Source organism: Coleofasciculus chthonoplastes PCC 7420, assembly GCF_000155555.1.
GTDB classification, from domain to species: Bacteria; Cyanobacteriota; Cyanobacteriia; order Cyanobacteriales; family Coleofasciculaceae; genus Coleofasciculus; species Coleofasciculus chthonoplastes_A.
Genome location: NZ_DS989842.1, coordinates 300,662 through 316,805, shown reverse-complemented (window position 1 = coordinate 316,805; position 16,144 = coordinate 300,662). Strand labels below are relative to the sequence as shown.

The 16,144-nt window shown below is 46.5% G+C and carries 8 protein-coding genes; 3 read left to right on the top strand and 5 right to left on the bottom strand.

Annotated features, from left to right (window positions below):
* Positions 1–153: 153 nt before the first annotated feature.
* From MC7420_RS03315 to MC7420_RS03295, 5 genes are all read right to left on the bottom strand, one after another.
* Positions 154–1,245: a tetratricopeptide repeat protein gene (locus MC7420_RS03315; RefSeq protein WP_006098554.1), complete on the bottom strand. Its 1,092-nt coding sequence runs from the start codon at positions 1,243–1,245 to the stop codon at positions 154–156.
* Complete coding sequence (locus MC7420_RS03310) at positions 1,224–2,504, bottom strand: tetratricopeptide repeat protein (protein ID WP_006098505.1); 1,281 nt, start codon at positions 2,502–2,504, stop codon at positions 1,224–1,226. Before MC7420_RS03310 ends, MC7420_RS03315 begins: the two co-directional genes overlap by 22 nt.
* A 241-nt stretch (positions 2,505–2,745) precedes the next feature.
* Positions 2,746–2,979 (bottom strand): hypothetical protein, encoded by a 234-nt coding sequence (locus tag MC7420_RS03305; protein WP_157453011.1) that lies wholly within the window; start codon positions 2,977–2,979, stop codon positions 2,746–2,748.
* Positions 2,980–3,407: 428 nt separating this feature from the next.
* Positions 3,408–3,743 (bottom strand): XisI protein, encoded by a 336-nt coding sequence (locus tag MC7420_RS03300; protein ID WP_006098649.1) that lies wholly within the window; start codon positions 3,741–3,743, stop codon positions 3,408–3,410.
* The gene (locus MC7420_RS03295; RefSeq protein WP_006098561.1) at positions 3,731–4,144 is read right to left on the bottom strand and encodes an element excision factor XisH family protein; all 414 of its coding nucleotides are present in this window, start codon (positions 4,142–4,144) and stop codon (positions 3,731–3,733) included. Before MC7420_RS03295 ends, MC7420_RS03300 begins: the two co-directional genes overlap by 13 nt.
* Before the next feature lie 325 nt (positions 4,145–4,469).
* Between MC7420_RS03295 and MC7420_RS03290 the strand changes: the two genes are divergently transcribed.
* From MC7420_RS03290 to gltB, 3 genes are all read left to right on the top strand, one after another.
* Positions 4,470–7,337: a CHAT domain-containing tetratricopeptide repeat protein gene (locus tag MC7420_RS03290; protein WP_006098539.1), complete on the top strand. Its 2,868-nt coding sequence runs from the start codon at positions 4,470–4,472 to the stop codon at positions 7,335–7,337.
* A 2,612-nt stretch (positions 7,338–9,949) separates the two neighbouring features.
* On the top strand, positions 9,950–10,897 hold the full coding sequence (locus tag MC7420_RS37745) for a hypothetical protein (RefSeq protein ID WP_006098627.1): 948 nt from the start codon (positions 9,950–9,952) through the stop codon (positions 10,895–10,897).
* Between the two features lie 480 nt (positions 10,898–11,377).
* A complete protein-coding gene (gltB, locus tag MC7420_RS03275) occupies positions 11,378–15,967 on the top strand; it encodes a glutamate synthase large subunit (RefSeq protein WP_044204949.1) in 4,590 nt (1,529 codons plus the stop codon).
* Positions 15,968–16,144: the final 177 nt, after the last annotated feature.

The window sequence follows — 16,144 nt, the reverse complement described above, 5'->3', positions numbered from 1 at the left end:
GCTGGCTTGGGAGAGGGGCTGGGGGTGAGGGGTTGAGCTTAAGTTGACACGGATGACCAATATGCGCCCAATTTACTAAGCAAGATCCCCGACTTCTTCAAAAAGTCAGGGATCTGTCTGTATCCAACCTAACCCACGAACAAGAAGACCCGATCATGGTAGTCTTCTTGCCAATTTATCGAGGTCGGATTGCAGACTTGCGACTTGTTCCTCATCGCCTAAAATGCGATAATTCGCCTGAGCCGCCTGCAATAACTCAAAGGCTGTCTCTAATTGCGCTAATGCCTCCTCTACCTGGGCTAAACTGATTTGAATTTGGGCTTGTGTGTCCAGATTCTCCTCCGTTTCGGCTTGGGCGAGGGCGGTTAAATACTGCGCTTTGGCTAACTCAAATAACCCCATTTGCTGGTAGCTATCTCCTAACAGTTGGTAAACTGTGGTCAGTTGATCCCCTTGTTCCACTAACCCTTCTAATACCTGAGTCGCCGCCGCGTTTAAGTCATAACTCTGATACAAACGCGCCAGCGCTAAGGCTTTGCCATCTTCGCTTAAGCCTTTTTCCTCTAATTCGGCTATTTTCTCTCTCACCTCTTGGGCGGTGGCGATACTAACTACTGGGAAAAAAGCTAATTCTTCTCCTATCTGTGTGTTTCCTTGATACGCTTTAACAATTAACTGATAATGCGTCTCCGGTTTTAGCCTCGCTTCTCCCCGATAAATGACTTCCGATTCAGTTGTGGTGGTTGTCCAAATTGGGGTGAGTCCATCTAGGGTCAATTCCTTCAGTTCTACCTGATAATATGTCGCTTCTGCCACTGAATTCCAGCGCAGGGTGGGCTGCTGGTCTAAAATCTTGGTATCACGGGGACTAATAATATAAGGTTTAGTGAAATCTCCATCCGCCCGAACCGTTCGCTGACTTGTTTCGGGTAAAATCATCGCCCCTACAGACGGACAACCGCGAGACACGGAAAATTCGCCACGAGAGCCTAAATTCCAAATCGCTAAATTGGTACAAAGAACCTTCGCCACGGCTCCTTGTCCCAATTGTAAACGGTCTGAATATCCGAGAAATTCTTCGCCATAGGCGCGTTGGGCACGATTATATCGAGACCGTTTGATATAGACTGTTCCTCTGACTTCAGAGAGGATATTTAAGCTGCGGGATTGGGTCAATCCCGGTGCGGTTTGAGTGAGGGTTAAAAGAGTGAATAGTAGAGGGATTAATTTCCAGGGTTTGGACATGATTCTCCTGCCTTATTTAATTTTGTATGAGCTAAATGTAACCAGGTGTCTTCATCGCTATTGAGTCGGTTCCCTTGTTGACAACATAGTTTATATGCCTCTAATGCGCTGGGTTTGTCTTGTTTGTCGAGCGCCTGTGCGAGTACGCAATGGGCGGTTCCTTTGTTCTCAATCACCTCCGATGCGGCGGGATTCTTGGTGATGCCAACGGCGGCTAATAGGGTGTATTCTGCCTCTTCATCTCTGCCTTGGAGGAACCGCGTCCAGCCCATGTTTTTTAAGAGATTATAGCGCACATCCAGAGAGGTTTCTTGGTCTTCGGTTAACAATAGCCCTTTCTGTAAGAGGGCGGCGGCTTCTGGATATTTCTTCCGCTTCAGATACAGGCGACCGAGTTTATTATACGCGGCGGGCATATCCCCCCTGGCGGCGATTTGGTAATGCTTTCGCGCCTGGTCAAATTCTTGTAAATCTTCATAGACTAATCCTAAATTATAATGGGCGTTGACATTATCGGCATCTAAGGCGATCGCCCGCATATATTCCTGTTCCGCTGCGCCCACTTGCCCTTTATCATAATTCTCCCACCCCGTATTCGTATAAATTCGGGAAATATCGGGCAGCAATAACCAAAAATAACCGAGAAATACAGACAACAATAAGGTCGAACCCGCCCTGGCTTCTTCCCGCCAATGGAGAGGAATCCTCAATTTTGTCAAGAGTTGATCAAACCCTTCATGACCCGATTTGGTCAGTTCACTTTTTGCCTGTAATACCGCCAGAATACTAGGAAAAATAACCGCTGCGGCACCCGCTAATCCGGCACCCTGACTAAAAAAGCGACCCGCAATATTTACCAATAAACTCAAATTTGCCGTCCAACCGACAATCGTCACACTGCGCCACAACCAATCCAGTTGATCCCAGGGATGGGGTGGGGCGATGCGTTCTAAGCGCCACCACCAAGCATCAGCGGCGGGGTGGACACTTTCCCGCCATTGACTGAATTGTTCAGCGGTTTTGTAGTTTACTGCTTTAGCAATCACATCCACCTTTTCCCGCAGCCGTGCATCCAACGCAATCACTGTCTGCAACTGACTATTGGGAACGGGAGACTGCTGCTTTAGCGCCACCTGTACGGTATCTCTTGCATTCAGAATCGCTAGAATTTGTTCCACATCAATCGTGGCGTCAGCCTTATCCAGGCACTCAAGGGCAGCTTGATAGCTCTCCAGCGCTGTGTTTAGGGGAGTTGACATGGTTCCATTGACGTAGAGATAATAAGCGTTTCTATTCTGTCTAGTTTAAAGGGATTTTTCACTAAGATTTTACAAATGTTTGCTCAAGGATGTCAGCTTAAGGTAGGAAACCAATGCTGGCAAGCTTTTACACTGTGTCTATTTACTCCTGGACATTTCCCCCTCATCCCCTAACCCCTTCTCCCACCGTGGGGAGAAGGGGAACCGGATTCCTTTATTTCCCTCTCCCCGGCGTGGGAGACTAGCGGCGCGATCGCACTTTATCATCTGGTTCGATAAGCGATCGCGATACCGAGTATCTATAGACAATTAGGAGAGGCGATCGCACTTGATAAATATCCCCTATTTCCCCACTATGTATCTGTAAGGTAGCATCAACCTGCGCTCTTAATTCAATAGGCGATCGCACATTCTGATTATCTGCAATTCCGCCAATATCCATCCGTAGGGGCGCACCGACGTGCATTGGTGTCAACTTAAGCTCAACCCCTCACCCCCAGCCCCTCTCCCACGCCGGGGAGAGGGGAGCAAGAGCATCCGATCCCCCTTCTCCCCACGGTGGGAGAAGGGGTTAGGGGATGAGGGGGAAATGTTGAGGAGTAGATAGACACGGTGTAAAACCTTGCCAGCATTGGTTTTCGACCTTAAGTTGACACGGATGACCGACGTGCGCCCTTTGACACCGACGTGCGCCCTTTATTTAATGATGTGTGTCCTTTATTTAATGATGTGTGTCCCTTTATTTAATAATGTGCGCTCTTTATTTAATGATGTGTGTCCCTTTATTTAATAATGTGCGCTCTTTATTTAATGATGTGTGTCCCTTTATTTAATAATGTGCGCTCTTTATTTAATGATATGTACCCTTTATTAATGACCTGTACCCTATCTTCAATTAGCACTTTAAGCCATAGCATAGTCAGTGTGCTGTCGCACGTAGGGAGGATGAAAACCTAACACAATTTTATCTTTAGGAATTCCCGCCGTGACCAGTTCGTCCGTAATTCCATCCTCAGTTCCGTCAAAATGAATCCAGACCTTCCCATTGACAATTTGAACATGAATTAGACAATGATGAATACGTTTTTTCTTATCCCATCCTTCCTGCATTAGCAGAAATTGATTGTGGTCTTCGCTAACAATCAGCATATTATTAATGTCAGCATTGCTGGGATAAATTTTCGCATACTTTGAAATAATTATTTGAACAAAATACCGATATTGCTCTAGTGTATCCATTTCACAAGAACCTCATCAATTGAATTAAATATAATAAGTTTAATGGGATGATTAGCGAGAACAATTTGCACAATAGGTTCAGCGAAAAAATCAACATAGATTTCTTCTCGAATCGCCAGATATAAACGACGTTCTGGCTGTGACAGTGCTAAGAGTTCGGCGTAGAGGATATATTGCCCTATCGCATTTTGTAAGTCTTTGACGGGAGATGGACTAATGAAGCTTTTGACTTCAACAGCTATTTTTTCACCCTGACGTTCAGCGGTTAGGGGTTTTTCTGCGGCTAAGTCTACAAATACCTCGCGTTTGCCAACGGTTAAGGTTAATGGATCATCAGTAATTGTCCAGCCATCTTTCTCTAAGGCAGTCCTTACTGTATCGTGGTAGATGTCCTTTGCCATGCACTACTTCCTTGCTACCCGATTCCATTTTAAACTATTCCCGACCTGATTATCGGTGGGTTCGGTTGGATGGGTGATTAAAGAGTTACCGCCTTAATTAAAAAAGAAGGGCTAAGGTTCCTAATACCCAATTTAAATGCATGACAGCTTAATTAGGAAGCACGTCATCGAATAAAGGGCGCACGTCATCGAATAAAGGGCGCACGTCATCGAATAAAGGGCGCACGTCGGTGCGCCCCTACGTGGATTGACTTTATCCGTTCTAGGGATAAACTAAATGAATCATCTCAAGTTTGTATTGGATTGAACAAGGGAGACGACTAGGATGACAAATCAGAATACTCGACTCACTACACTCTTGTTTGCAGGATTATCTCTAGCTGGCTTATCCCTATCCCTCCCCCAAATCGCCCTAACTCAATCACCGCCTCCGTCTTCCCTCCCCCATCCAGACTCCCTCATCGCTAACTCCACCGATGACTTAGCGGAAGCCAACCGACTCAAGCAGCAAGTTGAACAACTCTACAATCAAGGGAAATATAATGAGGCGATTCCCTTAGCCGAACGGATGCTGAGGCTTTATCAGAGCGTTTATGGGGAAGACCATCTGGATATTACCTATAGCCTAAATTATTTAGGAATTCTGTACCGAAATCAAGGACGCTACACAGAAGCCGAACCCCTCTATCGCCAAGCTTTAGAGATGAAAAAACGCCTCCTGGGAGAAGAACATCCTCATGTGGCAACCTCCCTGAATAATCTGGCATATTTGTACGAAAGTCAAGGACGCTACACAGAAGCCGAACCCCTCTATCGCCAAGCCTTAGAGATGTATAAACGCCTCCTGGGAGAAGAACATCCTCTGGTAGCTACCTCCCTGAATAATCTGGCATATTTGTACGAAAGTCAAGGACGCTACACAGAAGCCGAACCCCTGTTGCGCCAAGCTTTAGAGATGAGAAAACGCCTCCTGGGACAGGATCATCCTGCTGTGGCAACTTCCCTGAATAATCTGGCAGGATCGTACCAAAGTCAAGGACGCTACACAGAAGCCGAACCCCTGTTGCGCCAAGCTTTAGAGATGAGTAAACGCCTCCTGGGAGAAGAACATCCTCATGTGGCACTTTCCCTGAATAATCTGGCAGCATTGTACGATAATCAAGGACGCTACTCTGAAGCCGAACCCCTCTATCGCCAAGCCTTAGAGATGAGAAAACGCCTCCTGGGACAAGAACATCCTGATGTGGCAACTTCCCTGAATAATCTGGCAGCATTGTACGATAATCAAGGACGCTACTCTGAAGCCGAACCCCTCTATCGCCAAGCCTTAGAGATGAGTAAACGCCTCCTGGGACAAGAACATCCTGATGTGGCAACTTCCCTGAATAATCTGGCAGGATTGTACTTATATCAAGGACGCTACTCTGAAGCCGAACCCCTCTATCGCCAAGCCTTAGAGATGAGTAAACGCCTCCTGGGAGAAGAACATCCTGATGTAGCACAATCCCTGAATAATCTAGCTCTACTCTACGCCAATCTCAATGACATCGACAATACCCTCACCTTCCTCCAACAAGGATTAAATGTCGAAGAATACAACCTCGCCTACAACCTCGCCTCTGGATTTGAACGCCAGAAACGGGATTACTTACAAACCCTATCTGGGAGTACCAATTTTGCTCCCTCGTTCCATCTCCATCATGCTCCCAATAATCCCAAAGCCGCTAACTTAGCCTTAACCACCATCTTCCGACGCAAGGGACGCATTTTAGATGTGTCCACCAATAGTCTGCAACGCCTGCGCCAAAACCTGACTCCTGAAAACCAGACATTATTAGATGAACTCTCTGAGGCTTATAGTCAACTGGCTAATCTAATATATAAGACATCAGACAATGATATAATCTCAGCTTCAGAAGACTACCGCACTCAACTCGCCTCGGTAGAACAACGAGTGCAACAATTGGAAAATCAACTGTCTCGCCACAGTGAACAATTCCGGATTGAATCGAAACCCGTCACTATCGAAACGATTCAACCTTTAATTCCCGACGATGCGGTATTAGTGGAACTGGTACGCTACTTTCCCTACAATCCCAGTGATGATAGTTATGATGCACCGCGTTATGCGGCTTACATTCTCTCCTCCACAGGAGAACCGGAAGCGATTGATTTAGGTGCAGCGGATACGATTGAGAAAAGAATAACGGATTTTCGCCAACTATTCCAAAACGGTACTCAACTTCCCATTCCCCTAATTCAACAATCGGCTCGTGCATTAGATAAAGTAATCATGGCACCAATTCGAGAAAAGCTTGGCAATTCTCGCCATATCCTGATTGCTCCCGATGGCGCTCTCAGTTTGATTCCCTTTGAAGCTTTAGTTGATGAAAGTAACCGCTATTTAGTGGAAACCTATTCCTTTACCTATCTTACCTCTGGACGGGACTTACTGCGACTACAAACCCCTTTTCCAAGTCACGATAATCCGGTACTGATTGCTGACCCCTACTTTCAGCGTCCCGGTGAATTCGTTGCTGACATTCGCTTTATTGATTTATCCCAAATAACCTTTGCTCCTCTCCCCGGAACCGCTGAGGAAGCTGAAGCGATTGGTCAGTTATTAAATATTACCCCATTAATGGGAAATCGAGCAACAGAACGAGCGGTAAAACAGGTCAATAGTCCCTCAATTTTACATATTGCCACTCACGGCTTCTTTGAATCCAATCCCCAATCCGAAGCTGGAGCAGACACAATTAATAATAACCCTTTACTCCTATCTGGATTAGTCTTAGCCGGATACAGCGTAGGCGGTGACGATGGCGGAGAGGATGGGATTCTCACGGCGCAGGAAGTCTCAGCCTTAGATTTAGTCGGAACCAAGTTAGTGGTGTTATCCGCTTGTGATACAGGATTAGGAAATATTGATGCAGGGGAAGGAATCTATGGATTACGGCGGGCGTTAGTCTTAGCGGGGGCGGAGAGTCAGGTGATGAGTTTGTGGAAGGTTTCCGATACGGCGACGAAGGATTTAATGGTGAACTACTATCAGAAATTAAGGGAAAATCAGGGACGCAGTGAGGCGTTGCGTCAGACGCAGTTGGAGATGATAGAGAGTGGAGAATATCAGCATCCGTATTATTGGGCGGCGTTTATTCCTTCGGGGGATTGGACACCGATGGAGCGATGATTTTTATGGGGGGATAATGTAGGGGCGCACTGAGGTTATGCGTTTTAAGTTAAAGAAACCCCTCTCCCCCAACCCCTCTCCCACTCTGGGGAGAGGGGAGCAAGAATGTAGGGGCGGGTTTAGGGACTCAATTGGGTGGCTTAACGATAACTGAACAACAAAACCCGCCCTTTATTTAATGGCGCTTTTGAACTCAATTTGTTCAAGGGTTCTGTAATTTAAGCAAAGATAGGCTAAGGTTCTCTTACTACAAACTACGAACATCGGTGGGTTACAGCGGATACTTCATTGAATGGTTATTCGACTCTATTAAATGCCGCCTAACCCACCCTACGTCACTAATGTAAATAAAAAATATCAATCTATTGTAGGGGCGGGTTTAGGAACTCAATTGGGTGGCTTAACGATAACTGAACAACAAAACCCGCCCTTTATTCAATGGCGCTTTTGAACTCAATTTGTTCAAGGGGTTGTAATTTAAGCAAAGATAGGCTCGCATCCCTTACGACAAACTACAAACTTTAGAAATTCCTCACCTGAACATCGGTGGGTTAGGTTGGACACTTAATTGAATGGTTATTCGCTTCGATTAAATGCCGCCTAACCCACCCTACGACACTAATGTAAAAATATCAATCTATTGTAGGGGCGGGTTTAGGGACTAAATTGGGTGGCTTAACCATAAATGAACAACAAAACCCGCCCTTTATTCAATGGCACTTTTAAACTCAATTTGTTCAAGGAATCTGTAATTTAAGCAAAGATAGGCTAAGGTTCTCTTACGACAAACTACAAACTTTAGAAATTCCTCACCTGAACATCGGTGGGTTAGGTTGGACACTTAATTGAATGGTTATTCGCTTCGATTAAATGCCGCCTAACCCACCCTACGACACTAATGTAAAAATATCAATCTATTGTAGGGGCGGGTTTAGGGACTCAATTGGGCTAGTTAACGATAACTGAACAACAAAACCCGCCCTTTATTCAATGGCGCTTTTAAACTAAATTTGTTCAAGGGGTTGTAATTTAAGCAAAGATAGGCTCGCATCCCTTACGACAAACTACAAACCTTTAAAATTCCTCACCTGAACATCGGTGGGTTACAGCGGATACTTAATTGAATGGTTATTCGCTTCGATTAAATGCCGCCTAACCCACCCTACGACACTAATGTAAATAAAAAATATCAATCTATTGTAGGGGCGGGTTTAGGGACTAAATTGGGTGGCTTAACCATAAATGAACAACAAAACCCGCCCTTTATTCAATGGCGCTTTTGAACTCAATTTGTCCCAGGGTTCTGTAATTTAAGCAAAGATAGGCTAAGGTTCTCTTACTACAAATTACGAACATCGGTGGGTTACTGCGGACACTTAATTGAATGGTTATTCGCTTCGATTAAATGCCGCCTAACCCACCCTACGGCACTAATGTAAATAAAAAATATCAATCTATTGTAGGGGCGGGTTTAGGGACTCAATTGGGTGGCTTAACGATAACTGAATAACAAAACCCGCCCTTTATTCAATGGCGCTTTTGAACTCAATTTGTTCAAGGGGTTGTAATTTAAGCAAAGATAGGCTAAGGTTCTCTTACTACAAACTACGAACATCGGTGGGTTACAGCGGATACTTCATTGAATGGTTATTCGACTCTATTAAATGCCGCCTAACCCACCCTACGGCACTAATGTAAATAAAAAATATCAATCTATTGTAGGGGCGGGTTTAGGAACTAAATTGGGCTAGTTAACGATAACTGAACAACAAAACCCGCCCTTTATTCAATGGCACTTTTGAACTCAATTTGTCCCAGGGTTCTGTAATTTAAGCAAAGATAGGCTCGCATCCCTTACGACAAACTACAAACTTTTAAAATTCCTCACCTGAACATCGGTGGGTTACAGCGGATACTTCATTGAATGGTTATTCGCTTCTATTAAATGCCGCCTAACCCACCCTACGACACTAATGTAAAAATATCAATCTATTGTAGGGGCGGGTTTAGGGACTAAATTGGGTGGCTTAACCATAAATGAACAACAAAACCCGCCCTTTATTCAATGGCGCTTTTAAACTCAATTTGTTCAAGGGTTCTGTAATTTAAGCAAAGATAGGCTAAGGTTCTCTTACGACAAACTACGAACATCGGTGGGTTACTGCGGATACTTCATTGAATGGTTATTCGACTCTATTAAATGCTGCCTAACCCACCCTACGGCACTAATGTAAATAAAAAATATCAATCTATTGTAGGGGCGGGTTTAGGGACTCAATTGGGCTAGTTAACGATAACTGAATAACAAAACCCGCCCTTTATTCAATGGCGCTTTTAAACTAAATTTGTTCAAGGGGTTGTAATTTAAGCAAAGATAGGCTCGCATCCCTTACGACAAACTACAAACTTTTAAAATTCCTCACCTGAACATCGGTGGGTTACAGCGGATACTTCATTGAATGGTTATTCGCCTCGATTAAATGCCGCCTAACCCACCCTACCTTTTTTGGATCAAATGGTTTACCTTTGCTCTTTTTTTTGAGAGAAAAGGGTGTTTATTTTATTAATTTTGTTATATTATTATCACAAGCACATAAGATAGCCAAGATACTATGAGATATTTACCGCCTCAATTCGATACCTGCTACACCGCCGAAACCACAGCCCAGCAAGGGTTAGAGGATGTTGGCGTTACCCAACTCCTCTCCCATCTCAAGCACTACAGCGACGTTGACTTCGATGCATCCCAAATGCATCTAACCGATGCTGAAGTCAAAATCCTCGCCAAACTGTTTATTCAGCAGTTAACCCAAAGCCTCAACGGTAAACTCATCGCTGGCGCATTAAATACCCTGCGTCATGGTGAGGAGATGGAGGAGCAGGGGGAGCAGGGGGAGCAGGGGGAGCAGGGGGAGAATTGTTACAATCGCCATTTGCCATTCCCTACCCCCCGCTACAAAGAAGGCGATCGCGTTCAATGGAAAACTCCAAATCCTGATTGGGGCGTGATTCTGGGGCGCTTCTATGAATATAATCACGATGGCAATCAGTGGACGATATGCTACCTGATTCAACTCGCCCCCGATTCGCCGAGTGCAGCTTGGATCACCGCAGATATGGCTTGGGAAGAGGACTTGGAAAAAATGCCCGATACTGTTGCAGTCAGCGAAGAGAATAGCTATTCCTACCTTTATTCCAGCCAGTCTCGCCGTGCAATAGTCACGCCATCTCTGCGTAGCCCCAGAGGACGCTACAATACCGACTATCCCCACCAGCCTCGCCCGATTACTCGGCGTGAACAGTACATCATTGACCTTTATTGTTACTGTGAATTAGGGATGACACCCAGGGACTTTTATGCTAAATGGGATGTCACCTATGAACAAATTTCTCATATTTGCGATCGCTCTCTAGGAACCGTACAATGTTGGTTTAACCGAGGTCAAGGACATCGCCCTCCTAAACCCGTTGATTTGCGCCATTTGGCAATTATGGATTTTTTGTTAGAGCATTTTGAAGAGATTCCGGAAAAACTTAGAACTATCCTGTGTTCTCCATAATCGGTGGGTATTTGTAGGGGCGCACGTCTATGCGCCCTTTATTGAATGACGCTTTTGAACCTAACCCACCCAACGCGATCAAGAAATTATGACTTTTTGCAATTCAGTATCAGACTATACTGTTTTTTTGAAGCATTTTCCGACAAAACTCAACCCTTAACTAAATTAAAGCCAAATCCCCCAAATCTTATCGTTTTGTTAAAGCGTGGCTTGTACTTCTGGTGGAGTTGGTTTATCGTAATCCAACAAGCTGATGGTGTCACAGCGGAGATACCCGCCGTTAAGGTAAAAGGCAGAAGGCTCCGAGACTCCAAGGCAGAAGGTAGAATAAAAAACGCTTGTATAGTAAGCTGTTGCACCTTTTTCCACTGGATACTGATTTCCGCTACGTTACACCAGATAGCTTTCCAACCTCTACACTGAAAAACGGGCGCAAGGATGGTGCCCCTACAACCCTCGTCGTTTTTGGGTCATTTTGAGATGAAAAGCAACCAACTGCCGAAAAAACAAGGTTTATACGATCCACAGTTTGAACACGATGCTTGCGGTGTCGGATTCGTCGTGCAGATGAAGGGGAATAAGTCCCACGATATCGTGGAACAAGGGCTAACGATTCTGGCAAACCTGGAACATCGCGGCGCGTGTGGTTGTGAACCGAACACTGGAGACGGTGCGGGGATTTTAATCCAAATCCCAGATCAGTTTATGCGGAAAGTCGCCGCCGCCGATAACATTACCCTACCGGAAGCGGGTGAATATGGAGTGGGGGCGATTTTTACCTCCCCTGATTCAATGATTCGCCAGCAGAGTCGCCAGATTTTTGAGAAAATTGCCACCGAAGAAGGGCAAAGAGTTCTAGGATGGCGGGATGTTCCCGTGGATGACTCCCCCCTGGGAAGTATCGCTAAACTGGGTGAACCCTTTATGCAACAGGTGTTCCTCCAGCGTTCCCCCAACCTAACTGATGATTTAGCCTTTGAACGGAAACTCTATGTGATCCTGAAACGGGCGGAAAAAGAAATTAGCCAGTCAGAGGTTGACCCCTGTTGGTATACAGCCAGCCTCTCCTGTCGGACGATTGTGTACAAAGGGATGCTGACGCCGATACAGGTGGGACAATATTATCCCGAACTCCATGATCCGGATCTCAAAAGCGCCCTAGCCTTGGTGCATTCCCGGTTTAGTACCAACACCTTCCCCAGTTGGGAACGCGCCCACCCCTATCGCTACATCGCCCATAATGGGGAAATTAATACCTTACGGGGTAATATTAACTGGATGCACGCCCGACAGTCGCTGTTTAAGTCTGAGTTGTTTGGCGATGACTTAGAGAAAATTCAGCCCGTTATTGATTTAGAGGGGAGTGACTCGGCGATATTCGATAACTCCCTAGAAATGTTAGTTCTTTCTGGGCGTTCTTTACCCCATGCGGTAATGATGATGATTCCCGAACCTTGGACAAATCATGAGTCGATGAGTGCGGAGACAAAGGCATTCTATGAGTATCACTCCTGTCTGATGGAACCCTGGGATGGTCCTGCGTCTATCGCCTTTACCGATGGTACGACGATTGGGGCAGTTTTGGATCGGAATGGGTTGCGTCCATCGCGGTATTATGTGACCAAGGATGATCGGGTAATTATGGCATCGGAAGCCGGAGTTTTACCCGTGGAACCCGAAGACGTGGCGTTTAAAGGGCGCTTGCAACCCGGGCGGATGTTCTTGGTGAATATGGAAGAGGGGCGGATTATTGCTGATGAGGAATTGAAACAGGCAATTATTACCGAACATCCCTACCAAGAGTGGATTGACGAATACATGGTCGAACTGGCACAGTTAAAAGATGCGCCAGAAGTCCCCCAATCGGAACCCGACACCCTAATTCAACGACAAATCGCATTCGGCTATACCTTCGAGGAATTGCGGATGCTAATGGCACCAATGGCACAGAATGGGGTAGAAGCTGTGGGTTCCATGGGTTCAGATACGCCGTTGGCGGTGTTATCCGATCGCCCGAAGTTACTTTACAATTATTTCCAGCAACTGTTTGCCCAAGTCACCAATCCCCCGATTGATTCGATTCGGGAAGAAATTATCACCTCAGCGGAAACCACAATTGGTTCAGAACGCAATTTACTCGAACCCGAACCCCAGAGTTGTCATTTAATTGAACTGAAAACGCCGATTTTAAACAACGAGGAATTGGCAAAGCTGAAATATGTCTCCGAAGGGGAGTTTAAATCCATTACCCTTCCGATTCTATTTGACCCCAAGGCTGGGGTGAAGGGATTGGAAACGGCGATGGAGGAGATTTTCGCCAAAGCGGATAGTGCGATCGCCGACGGGACGACTATAATTATTTTGAGCGATCGCGGCATTGACAAAGACCATGCACCCATCCCGGCTTTACTGGCGGTGGCTGGGTTACATCACCACCTAATCCGCAAAAAAACCCGCACCAAAGTGGGAATCGTCTTAGAATCCGGCGAACCTCGCGAAGTTCATCATCATGCGCTGCTTATCGGGTATGGTTGCGGTGGGATTAATCCCTATCTGATGTTTGAAACCATTGACGATATGATCAGTCAGGGTTTGCTGGAAAATATTGATCGCAAAACAGCCCAGAAAAACTATATCAAAGCCGCCACCAAAGGGGTAATTAAAGTCGCCTCCAAGATTGGCATTTCCACCATCCAAAGCTATCGCGGTGCCCAAATCTTTGAAACCATTGGACTCAAACAAGCACTTGTTGATAAATACTTTACTTGGACAGCTACTCGGATTGAAGGGGCGGATTTAGACGTAATTGCCCAAGAAGCCATTATGCGTCATAGTTACGCTTTCCCAGACCGAGAAGTGAATGGACATACCCTAGATGCAGGCGGGGAATATCAGTGGCGCAAAGACGGGGAAGCACACCTATTAAGTCCGCAAACCATCCACGCCCTGCAAAATGCCGTGCGTCAGGGTAGCTATGACCTGTATAAAGAATACGCTACCCTAATTAATGAGCAGACCAAGCAACATTTTACCCTACGCGGACTCCTACAATTCAAAAAACGCGACCCCATTCCCTTAGAAGAAGTGGAACCCGTGGAGGCGATTACCCGACGCTTCAAAACTGGGGCGATGAGTTATGGTTCCATCTCCAAAGAAGCCCACGAATCCCTAGCCATCGCCATGAACCGAATTGGCGGAAAATCCAATACCGGGGAAGGCGGAGAAGATCCCGAACGCTATACCTGGACAAATGAAAATGGCGATTCTAAGAACAGCGGGATAAAACAAGTCGCATCGGGGCGGTTTGGCGTCAACAGTTTGTATTTGTCTCAAGCCAAGGAACTCCAAATCAAGATGGCGCAGGGGGCGAAACCGGGAGAAGGGGGACAGTTACCGGGGCGCAAGGTGTATCCTTGGATTGCCAAAGTCCGCAACTCGACGCCGGGAGTCGGCTTAATCTCACCCCCACCGCACCACGATATCTACTCAATTGAAGACTTAGCCGAGTTAATTCATGACTTGAAAAACGCCAACCGCAACGCCCGGATTAATGTGAAACTGGTGTCTGAGGTGGGGGTAGGAACGATCGCGGCGGGGGTTGCCAAAGCCCATGCGGATGTGGTACTCATTTCGGGTTTTGATGGCGGAACGGGTGCATCACCGCAAACCTCGATTAAACACGCCGGATTACCCTGGGAATTAGGGGTGGCGGAAACCCATCAAACTCTGGTATTGAACGATTTGCGATCGCGGATTGTGGTGGAAACCGATGGTCAAATGAAAACCGGGCGCGATGTGGTCATGGCGGCGCTGTTAGGGGCAGAGGAATTTGGCTTCTCTACCGCACCTCTAGTGACCCTGGGCTGCATTATGATGCGAGTTTGTCAAAAAAACACCTGTCCGGCGGGAATTGCCACCCAGAACCCGGTGCTGCGTCAGAGTTTCATCGGCAATCCGGATCATACAGTAAACTTCATGACCTTTGTCGCCCAAGAAGTGCGGGAAATCATGGCACAACTGGGATTCCGCACCCTAAATGAAATGGTAGGGCGTGTGGATGTCTTAGAAGCGAAGCCGGCGGTGGATCATTGGAAGGCTAAGGGATTGGATTTATCCCAGATTCTCTATCAACCGGATGTAGGACCCGAAATTGGGCGCTACTGTCAGATTCCCCAGGATCATGGGCTGGATAAGTCCCTGGATATGAGGGTTCTGCTAGATTTATGCAAAGGCGCGATCGCCAAGGGTGAAAAAGTAACCGCTACCCTACCGATTCAGAATACCAATCGGGCGGTTGGCACGATTTTAGGCAATGAAATCACCAAGCGCCATTGGCAGGGGTTACCGGAGGATACCATCCATCTGCATTTCCAAGGAAGTGCGGGTCAAAGCTTTGGCGCATTTGTCCCCAAGGGTGTCACCTTAGAACTCGAAGGAGATGCCAATGACTACTTTGGCAAAGGATTATCTGGAGGTAAATTAATCCTCTATCCCCCCGCCCGTTCCACCTTTGTCCCCCGTGAAAATATCATCGTCGGGAATGTCGCCCTCTATGGCGCAACGGCGGGTGAAGTCTATATTCGGGGAATGGCTGGTGAACGGTTCTGTGTTCGCAACTCAGGGGTTAACGCGGTAGTGGAAGCCGTGGGTGATCATGGCTGCGAATATATGACGGGCGGTAAAGTAGTGGTTTTGGGTCCAACTGGGCGCAACTTTGCGGCGGGAATGAGTGGCGGTGTCGCCTATGTGTTGGATGAGAAAGGTGATTTTGCTACTCGTTGCAATACCCAGATGTCCGACTTAGAGAAACTGGAAGATGAGGAGGAAATTGAAATCATCCACCAAATGATTGCTAAACACGTCGAGTACACCAAGAGTCAATTAGGGTTAACTATCTTGGCAAATTGGACAGAAATGGTGCCGAAGTTTGTCAAGGTGATACCGAAGGATTACAAGCGGGTATTGGCTTGTCTGCATAAAGCTGAGGAAGCGGGGTTAAGTGGCGATGATGCGCTGACGGCGGCGTTTGAAGAAAACGCCCGCGATTTAGCCCGGATTAGCGGTAGCTAGTGCTTACCGTAGTGGACTGACCCAGCTTAGGACTTTGTTTGTAGTGAGAACTTTAGTTCTCTAACGCCTAGCTGGAGAGGGCTAAAGCCCTCACTACGTACCCAATCTATTGCACCATTTTAGCTGAGTCACGCCAGTAGGGTGCGTTAGCGTAGCGTAACGCACCATTTCCCAAGG